Consider the following 13,950-nt stretch of genomic DNA (forward strand, 5'->3'; position numbering starts at 1 on the left):
GCGGCCACCGGCACGCAGGGTCCGCGTACCCTCCGGTTTCCCCCCTGATCGCCCGGCAGCGGCGCCGTCGCACGTACCCGTGATCCGTTCCTAGCTCTGGGTCCCGCGCGTGGTGCGACAATCACCGACTTCGATCTCCGCGCGCAGGCTCACCATCCATCCTCACAGGGAGTGATCTGATGAGTCGCGACACCGCACTCGTCTCGGCCGAGTGGGCCGAGAAGAACATCGACGCCCCGGGCGTCGTCTTCGTCGAGGTCGACGAGGACACCTCGGCCTACGACACCGGCCACATCGCGGGCGCCGTCAAGCTCGACTGGCGTACCGACCTGCAGGACCCGGTGCGCCGGGACTTCGTCAACCAGGCCCAGTTCGCGGCGCTGCTCTCCGCGCGCGGCATCGCCAACGACGACACCGTCATCCTCTACGGCGGCAACAACAACTGGTTCGCCGCGTACGCGTACTGGTACTTCAAGCTCTACGGCCACCGCGACGTCAAGCTGCTCGACGGCGGCCGCAAGAAGTGGGAACTGGACGCCCGCCCGCTGGTGACGGACAAGGTGGACCGCCCGGCGACGCAGTACGTGGCGCAGGCGCCGGACACCTCGATCCGCGCCTTCCGCGACGAGGTGGTCGACGCGATCGGCACCAAGAACCTGGTCGACGTGCGCAGCCCCGACGAGTACGCCGGCCGGCTGCTCGCCCCGGCCCACCTCCCGCAGGAGCAGGCGCAGCGGGCCGGCCACGTGCCGACCGCGATCAGCGTCCCGTGGTCGAAGGCGGCCAACGAGGACGGCACGTTCAAGTCCGACGACGAGCTGCGCCGGATCTACGCCGACGCCGGGCTGGACGACAGCAGGGAGACCATCGCCTACTGCCGGATCGGCGAGCGCTCCTCGCACACCTGGTTCGTCCTGCAGGAGCTGCTCGGCCACCGCAACGTGAAGAACTACGACGGCTCCTGGACCGAGTACGGCTCGCTGGTCGGCGTGCCGGTCGCGCTCGGCGACGAGCCCGGGGAGGCCTGATCCGCATGACTGCTCCCACCGCCGCGGGCTGCGCCGCCCCGGACCAGGCCGCCCCCCTTCCCGCCAGCCTGGACCTGGAGAAGGAGACCGTCATCACCGGCCTGGTCAAGGCCGAGTCCGGCGAGGTCGTGCCGGGCGCGTACGTCCGGCTGCTCGACTCGACGGGCGAGTTCACCGCCGAGGTGGTGACCTCGCCGGCCGGCCAGTTCCGGTTCTTCGCCGCGCCGGGCGACTGGACCCTGCGGGCGCTCTCCCGGCACGGCAACGGCGACACCGCCGTCGCCGCCGCCCGCGGGATCAACGAGGTGACCGTCACGGTCGCCGCCTGACCCACGCTCTGATCGTGGCCCGTCGCCCCACCCGGGGCGGCGGGCCACGGGCGTTCCGGGGGGCGGGACGCCGGGCGTGACCGGGCAGCTCGTCGCCGCGTGACACCATGGCCCGGTGAGTGGTGCCGTCCAGGGGGGATACGCCCCGCCGACCCGTCCCGACCAGCCGGCCCCCGGCCGGCGCCGGCTGCGCTGGCTGGTGGCCGCCACGGTGGCGTGGGCGGTGCTGCTCGCCGGGCTGACCTGGTGGTCGGTGCGGCAGGACCCGCCGACCGTCAAGGAGCAGCGCCCGCTGGACCAGGCCGGGCCGGTGGTGGACCGGGCGCTCGGCCGGCTGACCGCCGCGGTCGGTCGGGACGGGGTGCCCGCGCTCCTGCCGGACCGGATCGAGCGCGGCTGCCGGGTCACCCCGTTCGAGGACGGCGCCGAGTTGGAGCGCGGCGTGGAGGTCGTGCTGGCCGGCGACGACGTACGCGGGCTGCTCCAGCGGGTGGCCGACCGGCTGCCGGCGGACTGGCGGGCGGGCGTCTCCACGTTCGACGGCGAGCCGTTGTTGCGCGCCGATGCCGGGGAGTTCGTCGCGGTCGAGGGCCGGGCCGGCGCACCCGGGCGGGTGCTGCTCACCGCCGCCACCGGTTGCCGCCCGGTGGGCGCGGGCTACCGGCCCCCGGCGGCCGACGCGGTGGCCGAGACCGCGGAGGCGCGCCGGGCCGCGATGCGCTGGGGCGGTGCCGCCGGGGCGGTCCAGGTGCTCGTGGCGCCCTGCCCCGAGGGCGGCACGGCTCGCACGGCGCGGACGGAGACGGCCGGCGGGCCGGCCGGGTCCCCGCTGGCGGCGGCCTTCCGGGACGCCGCCGACGGCTCCCCGGTCCTCCGCGACTCCGCTGACGAATACGCGCTGCGGGGCAGCTTCGCGGTGCTGGCCGAGCGGGTCGACGACCGGGTCCGGGTGGCGGTCACCAGTCCCTGCCGGGCCTGATCCGGCCCGTCAGTGCTCGGTGCCGTGGTCGTGCGGCGTGCGGCTGCGGCCCAGCGCGTCCACCCGGCCCCACCGGCCGGGGATGTCCAGCAGCTCCACCCGGCCCATCCCGCTCGGGACGGCCGGATCGATGATCAGGTGGTCGCCCTGCGGTTCCAGGCCGAGCATCACCCGCAGCAGCAGCAGCGGGGTGCCGGCCGACCAGGCCTGCGGGCTGCACGCGGTGGGGTACTCCACCGGGTAGTCGGTGAGGTCGCGCTCGTAGCCGGCGAACGCCTCGGGGAGCCGGCCGTTGAAGTAGCGGGACGCGCCGAGCATCGCGTCGCAGATCTGGCCCGCCTCGTCCCGGAACCCGTACTTCCACAGGCCCCAGGCGATGATCGAGTTGTCGAACGGCCAGACCGTGCCGACGTGGTAACCGATCGGGTTGTAGCGGCCCTGGTCGACGGCGAGGGTCCGCACGCCCCAGCCGGAGAAGAGCTTCGGCCCGAGCAGGTGCCCGGCCACCGTCGCCGCCCGCGACTCGTCGACGATGCCGCTCCAGAGCAGGTGGCCGATGTTGGAGGTGAGGGCGTCCACATGCCGCCCGTCGGGGTCGAGGGCGAGCGCGTAGTACTCCCGCTCCGGGATCCAGAAGTCCCGGTTGAACCGCTCCTTCAGCGCCGCCGCCTCGCGCTCCAGCCGGTCGGCGTACGCCGGGTCGTTCCAGAAGGTCCGGGCCAGCCGGGCGCCCCGCAACTTGGCGTCGTACGCGTAGCCCTGGAGTTCGCAGGTGGCCCGGGGAAAGTCCGGCAGCCGCCCGTCGGAGTAGGAGATCGAGTCCCAGGAGTCCTTCCAGCACTGGTTCTGCAGGCCGGTCTCCGGATTGCGGGTCATGTACGAGACGTAGCCGGTGCCGAGCAGGTCCCCGTACGTGTCGAGCCAGTCCAGCGCGCTCCGGGCCTCGTGCTCCAGCTGCTTGATCAGCTTCGTGTCCCCGGTCCACCGCTCGTACTCGTCGAGCAGGATCACGAAGAGCGCCGTGGTGTCGGCCGAGCCGTAGTACGGCGCGTGCGGCTGTTCCTGGAAGCCGGCGGTCTCGCCGTAGCGCAGCTCGTGCAGGATCTTGCCGGGCTCCTCGTCCCGGAAGTCGTCCAGCCGGCTGCCCTGGAGGGCGGCCAGCATGAGGATGGTCGGCGGGACCAGGTCGGGCAGGAACGGCAGCACCTGGAGCGAGGTGAAGATGCTGTCCCGCCCGAACAGGGTCATGAACCACGGCAGGCCGGCGGCGAGCAGCCGTACGCCCAGCGCGATCGACTCGTACCGGAGGGCGGCCAGGTCGTTCAGGCTGCGCCGGTACGCCCCGGCCAGCGGCTCGCAGTCGCAGCCCAGCTTCGGGGCCCGCTCGATCAGCTCGTTCTGCTCGGCGTGGATGGCCGCCACCGAGCGGTGCCCGCCGAGCGGCAGGGTGGCCCGGATGTCCTCTCCGCGCGCCCCGAAGATCATCGTGGCCACCTGCAGCCGGGTGGTCCACTCGCCGTGCGGCGCGACCCGGAGCCGGAAGGTCATCCCCTCCCGGTCGACGTCGGCCGGCGCCGTGCTGGCCACCACCGCCTCCCGGTGGAACCCCTCCCGCCGGTAGGTGAGCCGCAGCTGGTTCTCGCTGACCGTGGGCGTGGTGTGCCCCTTCTTCTGCCGCTGGTGCTTGATCTCGAACAGGTCGGCGAAGTCGGAGCCGACGTCCAGCCGGAGGGTGAACTCCACCTCCTGGCCGGAGTGGTTGAGCAGGGTCAGCTCCTCCTCGAAGCTGCCGCCGATGGACCGGCTGCGGATCATCGAGACCTTGGCGTCCAGGTAGTGCGTCGGCTCGCCGGGCACCAGGAAGAACCGGGTCCGGTACGACAGCGAGTCGTCGATCGAGAGCGCGTCCAGCCGCTGCCCGTTGAGGGTGAGGATCCAGGTGGAGACGAACCGTGTGTCGAAGGAGAAGAGCCCGGTGGGGAAGTCGAACGACGGCTCGATGTCGCCGCGCCGGTCGCTGACCAGGAAGGTGTTGCCGTCCAGGATGCTGACGCGTTCCCTCATCCCGACCGCCGGACGTGTTCGCGGGCGGTCTCCCGGGGGTCCCGGACGCCGGGCGGACCGGGGAAGAACCGGCGGAACACCAGGAACAGCACCACGTTGCCGCTGAAGGTGGCCTCGTTGCGCAGCACCGCCGCCATGCCGGCCTGCCGGCCGGTGACCAGATCCTCGAAGAGGTCGGCGCTGACCGTGAAGACGGCGTCGGCCGGCAGTTGCTCCCGGCTCACCCGGACGGTCCCGGGCGCCAGCTCCAGGTACCAATGCTCGGTGCGGTTCTCGGTGGTCAGGTCCAGCTGGATGCGACCACGGGTCGGACCGCGCAGCACCGCCGGAGCACGCGCCGGCAGGGATGCGAAGAACCGCTCGGCCGCCTCACCCACATTCGAATCGTAGGCAGCGGTGGGACATGTCGGGCCAGGATCGGCAGTCCACGCGGAACGGACATTCGCCGCGTGGCCGGGAGGGTCAGTAGACGAGGGCCTGGGCGCCCTCGGCCATTACCTCCTCGACGAAGACCGCCGCCCCGGCGATCCGCACGCCGGGGATCACGTCGCCCGGGCCGATGTCGCGGCGGGCCGCGCACTGGGTGCAGGCCGTCACCTTGCCGGTGGTCAGGATGACGTGCAGCAGCTCGGCCAGCGGCGCGGAGTGCGGCAGTTCGAAGTCCTGCGCGCGCCCGGGCAGCGCGAACCAGGTCGACTCCCCGGTGAGCCAGAGCGAGACGTCGACGCCGGCGGCGGCCGCGGTGGCGGCGACGGTGAAGGCCTGTGCGCAGCGCTCCGGGGCGTCCGCGCCGGCGGTGGCCTTGACGACGAGAGTGCGGGCCATGACGCCCAGCATAGGATGACCGGGATGGTTACCGAGATCGGGTTCGTCAGCCTGCTGGTCGCCGGCCTCGGCGCGCTCGCCGGTGGCCTCGTCTACCTCGCTGTTCGCATCTCGAGAGGAAAATGGTGAGCGAGAACCCGCTCCAGCCGCCGTGGCTGAACGCGCCGCCGGTCGACCCGTACCCGTACGAGGAGAGCCACGACCTGCGTGTCGGCCCGAAGCTGCACCGGAGCCTGGACGGGCTGCTGCCGTACATCGGGGTGTGGCGCGGGCGGGGTCGCGGCGGTTTCCCCACCATCGAGGACTTCGACTTCGCCCAGGAGATCCGGATCAGCCACGACGGCCGGCCCTTCCTGTTCTACGAGTCCCGCGCCTGGATCCTCGACGAGCAGAGCCGTCCGGTCCGCCCGGCCGGCCGCGAGGTGGGCTGGTGGCGTCCGGTGCTGGACGGCGACCGGGTCACCGACGAGCTGGAAGCGCTGATGACCACGCCCACCGGCGTGATGGAGCTGCACATCGGCAAGCGCAAGGGCACCCAGATCGAGTTCGCCACCGACGCGGTGGTCCGCACGGCCACGGCCAAGGAGGTCACCGCCGGCGCCCGCCTCTTCGGCATCGTCGAGGGCGCCCTCCTCTACGCCCAGGAGATGGCCGCCATGGGCCACGCCCTGAGCCCTCACCTCTCCGCCCGCCTGACCCGCGTAGCCGGCTGACCCGCCCCCGCCCCCGCCCCCGGCCCTCCGGCAGGGCCGCCCTCCGCGTTGATCATGAAGTTGGCGGCGACAAATCGGACGCCGAACGCCGCCAACCTCATGATCAACCAGTGGGGAAGCCCAGGAGGGTGAGGAGGGGGGCGGTCAGGGGGGAGTGGGGGCGGGGGGTTTTGTCCAGGGCGGTCACCTCGGCCAGGCCGCGGAGGGACGAGGTGAGCCAGATGGCGTCGGCCTCGTGCAGGTCGGTCGGGGTGGGCAGGCGTTCATCGGCCCTGAGGCCCAGCTCGCCTGCGTGGTCCAGGAGCCACCGGGCGGTGACGCCGGGGAGGATGCCGGTGGCCGCGACCGGGACCGTGCAGAGGGCGCCGTCGCTCAGCCAGACCACGCTGGCGGTGGGCGCCTCCAGCACGTAGCCGTCGGTGGAGACCCAGAGCACGTCGTCCACGCCGGCCCGTTCCGCCCAGCGGCGGGCGGCGGTGCTCAGCGCGTACGAGGTGGACTTCACCCCGACCGGGAGCCAGCCCAGCTCGGGGCGGGAGCGGGCGGCCACCCCGAGCGGCAGGGTGGCGACCGTCACCCCGTCCCGCCGGGCCCGCCGCGCGGCCGCCGGCACCTCGCCCAGCGTGGCGTAGACCGTGGGTGGCCCGCCGCCCTCCGGGCCCCGGGTGCAGACCAGCCGCACGGCGCCCTCGACCTCCGGCGGCCAGCCCGCGCGAACCGTGTCGAGCAGCTCGACCAGCACGTCGTCGGGGGGCAGGGCCAGCCCGATCGCGGCCGCACCGGCCCGCAGCCGGGCCAGGTGGGCGTCGCGCAGCCAGGGCCGTCCGCCGCGCAGGTGCAGGGTCTCGAAGAGGCCGTCGCCGTGCAGCACGCCCCGGTCGTCGCCGCGCAGCACCGGCTCGCCGGCCGGCACCAGACCCCGGCCCGGCACGGCCACCCGCGTCGCCACCACGAGCGCAGCGTAGTGGCGTACCCCGGCGGCGGGCGGGACGGCGCGGCGGCCGAACTATGATCGAACGGTGTCCGAATCCTCCCTGGCGGAACTGCTCCGCTCCCGTGGGCTGCGGCTGACGGCGCAGCGGCAGTTGGTCCTCCAGGCTGTCCTGGACCTGGGGCACGCCACGCCGGAGCAGGTGCACACGGCGGTCCGCGAGGTGGCCGCCGGGGTCAACATCACCACCATCTACCGCACGCTGGAGCTGTTGGAACGGCTCGGGCTGGTGACCCACACCCACCTGTCGCACGGCTCGCCGACCTACCATGCGGCCGGTGAGCACCAGCACGTCCACCTGGTCTGCCGGGAGTGCGGCGCGATCGACGAGATCGACCCCGAGTTGCTCCGGCCGCTCGCCGACCAGTTGGCCGCGCAGCGGGGATTCCGGGTCGACATCGGGCACGTGGCGCTCTTCGGCGTCTGCGGCCAGTGCGAGGGACGGGGAGCGTAAATGATCGACATCGCGGGAGCGGTCACGGCCGAGGCCATCGACGAGGAGACCCGGGACCAGCCGGAGCCGGCGCACCGGGCGGCCGGGGTCGGCCCGGTGGCCGCCCACTACGGCGACCCGATGCGCGAGCAGCGCACCCTGACCACCGGCGTCGGCCTGGTCGACCGCTCGCACCGCGGGGTGGTCGCGGTGCCGGGCGAGGAGCGGATGACCTGGCTGCACACGCTGACCAGCCAGCACCTGGCCGCGCTGCGTCCGTGGCAGGGCACCGAGCTGCTGGTGCTCTCCCCGCACGGGCACGTCGAGCAGCACGCCATGGTCGCCGAGGACGGCGAGACCACCTGGCTGGACACCGAGCCCGGAATGACCGGCGGTCTGCTGTCCTACCTGGAGAAGATGCGGTTCTTCAGCAAGGTCGACCCGCGCGACGTCACGGCCGACCACGCACTGCTCTCGCTGGTCGGGCCGGAGGCCACCGGCGCGCTCGACACCCTCGGGGTCACCGGGCTGGCCGAGCCGGACGTGGTCGCGGTGCCGGGTCCGAAGTTCCGCTCCGGCGAGCTGCCGCCCCGGCCCTCCGTGGTGTACGACGTGAAGCCGCTGGCGGTCGGCGGCTGGGCCCGGCGGGTGGCGCTCGGCGTCGACCTGCTGGTGCCTCGCCCGGCCATGGCTGGGGTGGTCGAGGAACTGCGCGGCGCCGGCGTGCCGGTGGCCGGGCTGTGGGCGTACGAGGCGGTGCGGGTGGCCGCCCGGCGGGCGCGGGCCGGGGTGGACACCGACCACCGGACCATCCCCGCCGAGGTGGGCCTGATCGGCCCGGCCGTGCACCTGGACAAGGGCTGCTACCGCGGGCAGGAGACGGTGGCCCGGGTGCACAACATGGGCAAGCCGCCGCGCCGGCTCGTCCTGCTGCACCTGGACGGGGTGACCACCGACCAGCCGCCGACCGCCGGCACGCCGGTGACCCTGGACGGCCGGGCGGTCGGCTTCGTCGGCACCGCGGTGCACCACTTCGAGCTGGGTCAGATCGCCCTCGCCGTGCTCAAGCGCAACGTGGCCGACGACGCCCGGCTGATGGTCGGCGAAACGGCCGCCGCCATCGATCCGGCGTAAGGGATGTCGTCCTGGCGGCCGTAAGGCGGAAAATCTTCCGCTTCCGGTGGTCGTCGCACCCGATTCTGCTGCGTTCCGGCTGTCGACCGGAGAGGAGTCGGCGGTTTAGGATCCCGGCATGACCACAGGGACGTTGATCACGGTTGCCCCCACCGGCGCGGAGTCGGCCAAGGCGGAGGTGCCGGCGCTGCCGGTGACCCTCGACGAGCTGCTGCTGACCGCCAAGGAGTGCGAGGCGCTCGGCGCCGCCGTGATCCACGTCCACATCCGCGACGATGAGGCGCAGCCCACCCTCGACCAGGGCCGGCTGCGGGAGACCGTGGCGGCGCTGCGGCAGAGCACCGACCTCATCGTGCAGCTCTCCTCCGGCGGCGCGGTGACCGACCCGGAGGCCGCCCGGCTGGCCGTGCTCGACGCCGCCCCGGACATGGCCTCCTGCACCATGGGCACGGTCAACTTCGGCGACGACGTGTTCCTCAACCGCTGGGAGTTCATCGTCGACCTGCACACCCGGATGCAGGAGCGGGGCGTCGTCCCCGAGTACGAGATCTTCGACCTCGGCCACCTCACCGCGCTCCAGCGGCTGCTCGGCAAGTACGGCCTGCCGCACGGCGGGCACGTGCACGTCGACTTCGTGATGGGTGTGCCGGGGGGCATGCCGGGCACCACGGCCACCCTGGTCGCCGCCCAGCAGATGCTGCGCGACCTGCCCGAGGGCACCACCTTCTCGGCCACCGGCGTCGGTCGCACCACCATCCCGGTGATGCTGGCCTCGCTCTCGGCCGGCGGTCACCTCCGGGTCGGCATGGAGGACACGGTCACCTACGCCAAGGGCCGGCCGGTCGAGTCCAACATGCAACTCGTCGCCCGGGCGGTCGGCTTCGCCCAGCTCGCCCAGCGTCCGCCGCTGACCACCGCCGAGGCCCGGGCGCTGCTCGGCCTGTAAGCGACGGTCCGCCCGGCACCCCTGTACGCCGGCGGCCGACGCCGCTGGTCACCCCGGTGCCGGGCTCGCTGAGGCCGTCGGTACCGTCCACCTCGTGGGAAAGACGTACGAGGGCGGCGTGCCGCTCGCCGAGGTGGTCCGGTCCGGGTTCGTGGAGGGCGTCCACCGCGGCTCCGTGGCGGTGCTCGACGCCACCGGCGCGCCGGTGTCCGGGACGGGGGACACCAGCTCGGCGATCTTCCCCCGGTCGTCCAACAAGCCGATGCAGGCGATCGGGATGCTCCGGGCCGGCCTGCCGCTCACCGATCCGGCCGACGTGGCGCTGGTCTCGGCGAGCCACGCCGGCGAGGAGTTCCACGTCGAGCGGGTGACCGGCCTGCTGCGCGGCGCCGGCCTGACCGAGGAGGCGCTGCACTGCCCGCCGGACCTGCCGGTCGGCGAGGCGGCCCGGGAAGCGGTGCTGCGCGCCGGCGGCGGGCGGACCCGGACCCTGATGAACTGTTCCGGCAAGCACACCGGGATGCTGCTCACCTGCCTGACCGCCGGCTGGCCGCTGGACGGCTACTGGCGCCCCGAGCACCCACTCCAGCAGCGGCTCAGCGCCGCGATCGAGGAGTTCACCGGGGAGCGGGCGGCGGCCGTCGGGGTGGACGGCTGCGGCGCTCCGGTGCTGGCCGTCTCGCTGACCGGGCTGGCACGGGCCTTCCTGCGGCTGGTCTCCGCCGAGCCGGGCACCGTCGAGCGGACCGTGGCCGACGCGATGCGGGCGTACCCGGAACTGGTCGGCGGCACCCAGGCCGATGACACCCGGCTGATGCGCGGCGTACCCGGGCTGCTGGCCAAGGTCGGCGCGGAAGGCGTGATCGCGGCGGCGGTGCCGGGGGTCGGCGCGGTCGCCCTCAAGATCGACGACGGCGGCGCGCGGGCCCGGATGCCGGTGCTGGTGTCGGCGCTGCGCCGGCTCGGCGTCGAGGCCCCGGTGCTGACCGAGTACGCCGAGGTGCCGCTGCTCGGCGGCGGCCTGCCGGTCGGGGCGGTCCGCCCGGTCTGGTGACCGGGCCGCTCAGCGGAGGAAGTCGAGCAGCGCGGCGTTGACCGGTTCGGGGCGCTCCAGCGGCAGCAGGTGACCGGCGTCCGGCACGTCCGGCAGCCGCACGCCCCGCGGGGCCTCGGCGGCGATCCGGTCGGCCAGCCGGCGGATGTCGGCCAGGTCGTCCGCGCCCGCGCCGACCAGCACCGGCATCGACAGCTCGGTCAGCCGGTCGATCGCCGGCGGATCGAGTTCGCCCGCCTCGACCGCGCTGAGCGCCTGCTCGGCGGCGAGTGCCCGGCGGTCCATCTCCTCGGCGAACCGGATCAGCTCCGGGTCGACGTCGGCCGGCTCACGGGTCGGGCCGACCACCCAGAACCGCACCTCGCCGGCCGCGGTCGCGGTGAAGTCCTCCGGGTCCACGTCGCCGACCAGCTCCTCCCAGAGCTGCTCGGTCTCCTCGGACCACTCGTTGCCGGAGACCGGGGCGCCGAAGAGAGCCAGCGCGGCGACCCGGTCGGGATACGCCAGCGCGGTGTCCACCGCGACCTTGCCGCCGAACGAGCAGCCGACCAGGGCGGCCTGCGCGACGCCCAGCGCGTCGAGCAGCCCGATCACGTCGTCGTGGTGGGCGAACGGGGTGGGTGGCAGTTCGGAGTCGCCGTAGCCGCGCAGGTCGGGGACGATGACCCGGTGCCGGGCGGCGAGCGCGGACAGCTGGCTCCGCCACATCCGCCGGTCGGCGATGCCCGCGTGCAACAGCACCACGGGGCTGCCGGTGCCGGCCTCGTCGTACGCGAAAGAGGCGCCATTGACTTCGATCTTGACCACGGGGGAACCGTACGGACCGGACGCCGGGCGCGCAACCGGCTGTCCGTGACCTCGCTAACTCCGGCAAGCGTTTTGCTTGCAGCAGCTAGCATCACGGGCTAGCGTGGGGTCATGGCCACCAGCAAGGACCTTCCCGACGTCGGCGGGTTCATTCGCGACCTGCGGCGCAACGCGAAGATCTCACTGCGTCAGCTCGCCGAGCAGGCCGGCGTCAGCAACCCCTACCTGAGCCAGATCGAGCGCGGCCTGCGCAAGCCGAGCGCCGAGGTGCTCCAGCAGCTCGCCAGCGCACTGCGCGTCTCCACCCCGGCCATGTACCTCCGGGCCGGGCTGCTGGACGACAAGGAGGGGCAGGGCGTGCTCGCGGCGATCGCCGTCGACCCCGAGCTGACCATGGCCCAGAAGCAGTCGCTCACCCAGATCTACGAGACGTTCCGTCGGGAGAACGCGCGCCTCGCCGAGGCGACGGCCGCGGCGCAGGCCACCGAACCGACCGAGCCGGGCACGGCGCCGGAGGCCCCGGCCACCGTCGCGCCGGCTGCGACCGGCCCCACGACGCCGGACGGCACCCCGACCGAGGCGGTCCTCGAGTCGGTCGCCGTCACCGAGGCGGGCCCGGCGCCCGCCCCGAGCACCGCCGTCCCCCAGAAGAAGACCGCCCGCACGGTGGTCCGAAAGGCCGCCGGTGCGGCCGAAGAGGAGCAGTCATGACCCAGCCGAAGACCAACCGCATCCCCGCCCCCGTCTACGCCGCCGCCGGCGCCGGCGAGCTGGCCCTCCAGCAGCTGCGCAAGCTGCCCACCGTGGTCAGTGGCCTCGGCGTCCGGGTCGTCGCCGACCTCGGTGGCAAGGCCGTCCTCACCGGCTTCGAGCTGCGCCAGCGGGCGACCGAGACGCTGAAGACCGCCAACCTGACCGCGACCGAGCTCCGGGAGAAGGCCGGCTCCGCCGACCTCGACCTGGACAAGCTCCGCGAGGCCGCCAACCTGGACAAGCTCCGCGAGGTCGCCAACCTGGACAAGCTGCGGGAGGCCGCCGGCCGCAACGCCGCCGTCGTGCTGGCCGGCGCGCAGGCCGCGCAGGAGCGGGCCCTGGCCGCGTACGCCGAGCTGGTCGCCCGCGGTGAGCGGGTCGTCGGCGCGGGCGTGCTGGAGGCCGCCGACACGGTGAACGCCGACATCGAGGCGACCGAGGCCGACACCACCCCGGTCGCGCCGGCCGAGGTCCCCACCCCGGCCGAGGTGGCCGCGGTCGTCGACGCCAAGCCCGCCGTGAAGCGGACCCGGGCCAAGGCGACCACCGTCAAGGCCGACACCCCCTCGGCGAAGCTGCCGAAGACCACGAAGCGGACCCGCCCGGCCGCCGAGTGAGTCGAAGCTGGACCGAGACCCCGGACAGCGTCCTGTCGGACGTTTCCGGGGTCTCGGCATAAGCTTGCCGGCATGGCCACTGCCGCGCCGCTCTTCTTCGACGACGTCCGCCTCGTGATCGAGCTGATCCTGCTCGTCTTCGCCCTGGTCATCGAGGCCGTCTCCCTGGTGCACGCGATCACCCAGCGGTCCGACGCGTTCGCCGCGATCGGCACCCTGCCCAAGGGCGGCTGGATCGCCATCCTGGCCGTCTGCATGGTGCTCACCCTGCTCGGCGTCGGGGGCGGCGTGCTGAGCATCTTCGGCCTGATCGGCATCGCGGCGGCGCTGATCTACCTGCTGGACGTCCGGGTCGGGCTGCGCGACCTGCACGACGGCCGGGGCTTCTGGTGAGGAGTTTCCGCTGGCCCCCGCCGCCGGACGGCGGCCCCCGCACCTGGGGCCCCGGCCCCGGGGCGCCCCGCACCGGCCGGCCGGCCCTGCCCGAGCCGGAGACCGAGCTGGTCACCACCCCGCACGGCGTACGCCTGGAACGGCTGGTCACCGGCACCGGTGACCCGGTCACCGTGTTCGCGCACGGGCTGGGCAACGGCATCGCAACCACCCGCCCGTTCGGCAGCGGGGTCACCGGCCGGCGGATCTTCTTCCAGTTCCGCGGGCACGGCCGCTCCGATTCGCCGCCCGGCCCGTGGAGCTACCTCGATCTGGCTCGTGACCTGCGGGCCGTCGCCGACCTCGGCGGCGCCACCCGGGCCTTCGGGGCCAGCCTCGGCGCCGGTGCGCTCTGCCGCCTGCTCGTCGAGAGCCCGGACCGCTTCGAGAAGCTGGTCTTCTTCCTGCCGGCCGTGCTGGACACCCCGCGCGGCGAGGTGGCCCGGGCCCGGCTCACCGACCTGCTCGACGCCGTGGCCGACGGCGACGCCTCCGCGCTGGCCGACGTGGTTGCGCTGGAGCTGCCGCCCTCGGTCCGCAACACCCCGGCCGGCTGGGCCTACCTGCGGCAGCGGCTCGACCAACTCCTCCGCGACGGCCTTGCGCCGGGCCTGGCCGGCCTGCCCGAGCAGGCCCCGCTGCGCGACGCCGGGGCGCTCGCCACGGTCACCGCGCCGGCCCTGGTGATCGGCTGCGCGGGCGACGACCTGCACCCGGTGGCCGTCGCCGAGCAGTTGGCCGCCGCGCTGCCAGGGGCCACCCTGCACGTGTACGACCGGCCGGGCGTGCTCTGGACGGAACGCGCCGACCTGAGGGAGCGGATCTCGACGTTCCTCAACGGGTAA

General features: G+C 73.8%; 18 protein-coding genes. 13 read left to right on the plus strand and 5 right to left on the minus strand.

Annotated elements, in window-relative coordinates; translation table 11 throughout:
- The first annotated feature begins 179 nt into the window (after positions 1 to 179).
- From AB0F68_RS09705 to AB0F68_RS09715, 3 genes are all read left to right on the plus strand, one after another.
- A complete protein-coding gene (locus tag AB0F68_RS09705) occupies positions 180 to 1,028 on the plus strand; it encodes a sulfurtransferase (RefSeq protein ID WP_357334441.1) in 849 nt (282 codons plus the stop codon).
- A gap of 5 nt (positions 1,029 to 1,033) precedes the next feature.
- Positions 1,034 to 1,357, plus strand: a complete 324-nt coding sequence (locus AB0F68_RS09710) for a DUF1416 domain-containing protein (RefSeq protein WP_357334443.1) — start codon at positions 1,034 to 1,036, stop codon at positions 1,355 to 1,357.
- Positions 1,358 to 1,472: 115 nt separating this feature from the next.
- The gene (locus AB0F68_RS09715) at positions 1,473 to 2,336 is read left to right on the plus strand and encodes a hypothetical protein (RefSeq protein WP_357334445.1); all 864 of its coding nucleotides are present in this window, start codon (positions 1,473 to 1,475) and stop codon (positions 2,334 to 2,336) included.
- Between the two features lie 9 nt (positions 2,337 to 2,345).
- Here the strand turns inward: AB0F68_RS09715 and AB0F68_RS09720 are convergent, their stop codons facing one another.
- The 3 genes from AB0F68_RS09720 to AB0F68_RS09730 all read right to left on the minus strand — a co-directional run bounded on the left by AB0F68_RS09720 (position 2,346) and on the right by AB0F68_RS09730 (position 5,237).
- Entirely contained in the window at positions 2,346 to 4,400 is a 2,055-nt protein-coding gene (locus AB0F68_RS09720) for a glycogen debranching N-terminal domain-containing protein (protein WP_357334447.1), read from the minus strand.
- Positions 4,397 to 4,777 (minus strand): SCP2 sterol-binding domain-containing protein, encoded by a 381-nt coding sequence (locus AB0F68_RS09725; RefSeq protein ID WP_357334451.1) that lies wholly within the window; start codon positions 4,775 to 4,777, stop codon positions 4,397 to 4,399. Before AB0F68_RS09725 ends, AB0F68_RS09720 begins: the two co-directional genes overlap by 4 nt.
- A gap of 85 nt (positions 4,778 to 4,862) precedes the next feature.
- A complete protein-coding gene (locus AB0F68_RS09730; protein ID WP_357334453.1) occupies positions 4,863 to 5,237 on the minus strand; it encodes a DsrE family protein in 375 nt (124 codons plus the stop codon).
- A 12-nt stretch (positions 5,238 to 5,249) separates the two neighbouring features.
- Here AB0F68_RS09730 and mtfM point away from each other — a divergent pair, with 12 nt between their 5' ends.
- Together mtfM and AB0F68_RS09740 are read left to right on the plus strand one after the other, a co-directional pair.
- Positions 5,250 to 5,354 carry a small membrane protein MtfM gene (mtfM, locus tag AB0F68_RS09735; RefSeq protein ID WP_046570768.1) on the plus strand — a complete coding sequence of 35 codons (105 nt, stop codon included), beginning with the start codon at positions 5,250 to 5,252 and terminating at the stop codon, positions 5,352 to 5,354.
- Positions 5,348 to 5,938, plus strand: coding sequence for an FABP family protein (locus AB0F68_RS09740; RefSeq protein WP_357334456.1), 591 nt, complete (start codon positions 5,348 to 5,350; stop codon positions 5,936 to 5,938). The genes mtfM and AB0F68_RS09740 overlap by 7 nt, the downstream gene beginning before the upstream one ends.
- Before the next feature lie 103 nt (positions 5,939 to 6,041).
- On the opposite strand, the gene AB0F68_RS09745 is transcribed toward AB0F68_RS09740, so the two are convergent.
- Entirely contained in the window at positions 6,042 to 6,890 is an 849-nt protein-coding gene (locus tag AB0F68_RS09745) for an aminotransferase class IV (RefSeq protein WP_357334459.1), read from the minus strand.
- Between the two features lie 67 nt (positions 6,891 to 6,957).
- On the opposite strand from AB0F68_RS09745, the gene AB0F68_RS09750 reads away from it, so the two are divergent.
- The 4 genes from AB0F68_RS09750 to AB0F68_RS09765 all read left to right on the plus strand — a co-directional run bounded on the left by AB0F68_RS09750 (position 6,958) and on the right by AB0F68_RS09765 (position 10,496).
- Complete coding sequence (locus AB0F68_RS09750) at positions 6,958 to 7,383, plus strand: Fur family transcriptional regulator (protein ID WP_357334461.1); 426 nt, start codon at positions 6,958 to 6,960, stop codon at positions 7,381 to 7,383.
- A complete protein-coding gene (locus AB0F68_RS09755) occupies positions 7,384 to 8,496 on the plus strand; it encodes a folate-binding protein (RefSeq protein WP_357334463.1) in 1,113 nt (370 codons plus the stop codon).
- A gap of 118 nt (positions 8,497 to 8,614) precedes the next feature.
- Complete coding sequence (locus AB0F68_RS09760; protein WP_357334465.1) at positions 8,615 to 9,442, plus strand: 3-keto-5-aminohexanoate cleavage protein; 828 nt, start codon at positions 8,615 to 8,617, stop codon at positions 9,440 to 9,442.
- Between the two features lie 94 nt (positions 9,443 to 9,536).
- Positions 9,537 to 10,496, plus strand: a complete 960-nt coding sequence (locus AB0F68_RS09765; RefSeq protein WP_357334467.1) for an asparaginase — start codon at positions 9,537 to 9,539, stop codon at positions 10,494 to 10,496.
- A gap of 9 nt (positions 10,497 to 10,505) precedes the next feature.
- Here the strand turns inward: AB0F68_RS09765 and AB0F68_RS09770 are convergent, their stop codons facing one another.
- Positions 10,506 to 11,303: an alpha/beta hydrolase gene (locus tag AB0F68_RS09770; RefSeq protein WP_357334471.1), complete on the minus strand. Its 798-nt coding sequence runs from the start codon at positions 11,301 to 11,303 to the stop codon at positions 10,506 to 10,508.
- 111 nt (positions 11,304 to 11,414) lie between these two features.
- On the opposite strand from AB0F68_RS09770, the gene AB0F68_RS09775 reads away from it, so the two are divergent.
- From AB0F68_RS09775 to AB0F68_RS09790, 4 genes are all read left to right on the plus strand, one after another.
- Positions 11,415 to 12,014, plus strand: a complete 600-nt coding sequence (locus AB0F68_RS09775) for a helix-turn-helix transcriptional regulator (RefSeq protein ID WP_357334473.1) — start codon at positions 11,415 to 11,417, stop codon at positions 12,012 to 12,014.
- A complete protein-coding gene (locus AB0F68_RS09780; protein WP_357334476.1) occupies positions 12,011 to 12,673 on the plus strand; it encodes a hypothetical protein in 663 nt (220 codons plus the stop codon). Before AB0F68_RS09775 ends, AB0F68_RS09780 begins: the two co-directional genes overlap by 4 nt.
- Before the next feature lie 72 nt (positions 12,674 to 12,745).
- Entirely contained in the window at positions 12,746 to 13,066 is a 321-nt protein-coding gene (locus AB0F68_RS09785; protein WP_357334478.1) for a DUF2516 family protein, read from the plus strand.
- Complete coding sequence (locus AB0F68_RS09790; protein WP_357334480.1) at positions 13,063 to 13,950, plus strand: alpha/beta hydrolase; 888 nt, start codon at positions 13,063 to 13,065, stop codon at positions 13,948 to 13,950. Before AB0F68_RS09785 ends, AB0F68_RS09790 begins: the two co-directional genes overlap by 4 nt.

The organism is Micromonospora sp. NPDC023966, assembly GCF_040639095.1.
GTDB lineage: Bacteria > Actinomycetota > Actinomycetes > Mycobacteriales > Micromonosporaceae > Micromonospora.

What these genes read in the sequence shown, in the direction of transcription:
- AB0F68_RS09710 (WP_357334443.1), top strand. Translation starts at nt 1,034, where the DNA reads ATGACTGCTCCCACCGCCGCGGGCTGCGCCGCCCCGGACCAGGCCGCC.
- mtfM (WP_046570768.1), top strand. Translation starts at nt 5,250, where the DNA reads ATGGTTACCGAGATCGGGTTCGTCAGCCTGCTGGTCGCCGGCCTCGGC.
- AB0F68_RS09775 (WP_357334473.1), top strand. Translation starts at nt 11,415, where the DNA reads ATGGCCACCAGCAAGGACCTTCCCGACGTCGGCGGGTTCATTCGCGAC.
- AB0F68_RS09730 (WP_357334453.1), bottom strand. Translation starts at nt 5,237, where the DNA reads ATGCTGGGCGTCATGGCCCGCACTCTCGTCGTCAAGGCCACCGCCGGC.
- AB0F68_RS09785 (WP_357334478.1), top strand. Translation starts at nt 12,746, where the DNA reads ATGGCCACTGCCGCGCCGCTCTTCTTCGACGACGTCCGCCTCGTGATC.
- AB0F68_RS09740 (WP_357334456.1), top strand. Translation starts at nt 5,348, where the DNA reads ATGGTGAGCGAGAACCCGCTCCAGCCGCCGTGGCTGAACGCGCCGCCG.
- AB0F68_RS09755 (WP_357334463.1), top strand. Translation starts at nt 7,384, where the DNA reads ATGATCGACATCGCGGGAGCGGTCACGGCCGAGGCCATCGACGAGGAG.
- AB0F68_RS09780 (WP_357334476.1), top strand. Translation starts at nt 12,011, where the DNA reads ATGACCCAGCCGAAGACCAACCGCATCCCCGCCCCCGTCTACGCCGCC.
- AB0F68_RS09705 (WP_357334441.1), top strand. Translation starts at nt 180, where the DNA reads ATGAGTCGCGACACCGCACTCGTCTCGGCCGAGTGGGCCGAGAAGAAC.
- AB0F68_RS09760 (WP_357334465.1), top strand. Translation starts at nt 8,615, where the DNA reads ATGACCACAGGGACGTTGATCACGGTTGCCCCCACCGGCGCGGAGTCG.
- AB0F68_RS09720 (WP_357334447.1), bottom strand. Translation starts at nt 4,400, where the DNA reads ATGAGGGAACGCGTCAGCATCCTGGACGGCAACACCTTCCTGGTCAGC.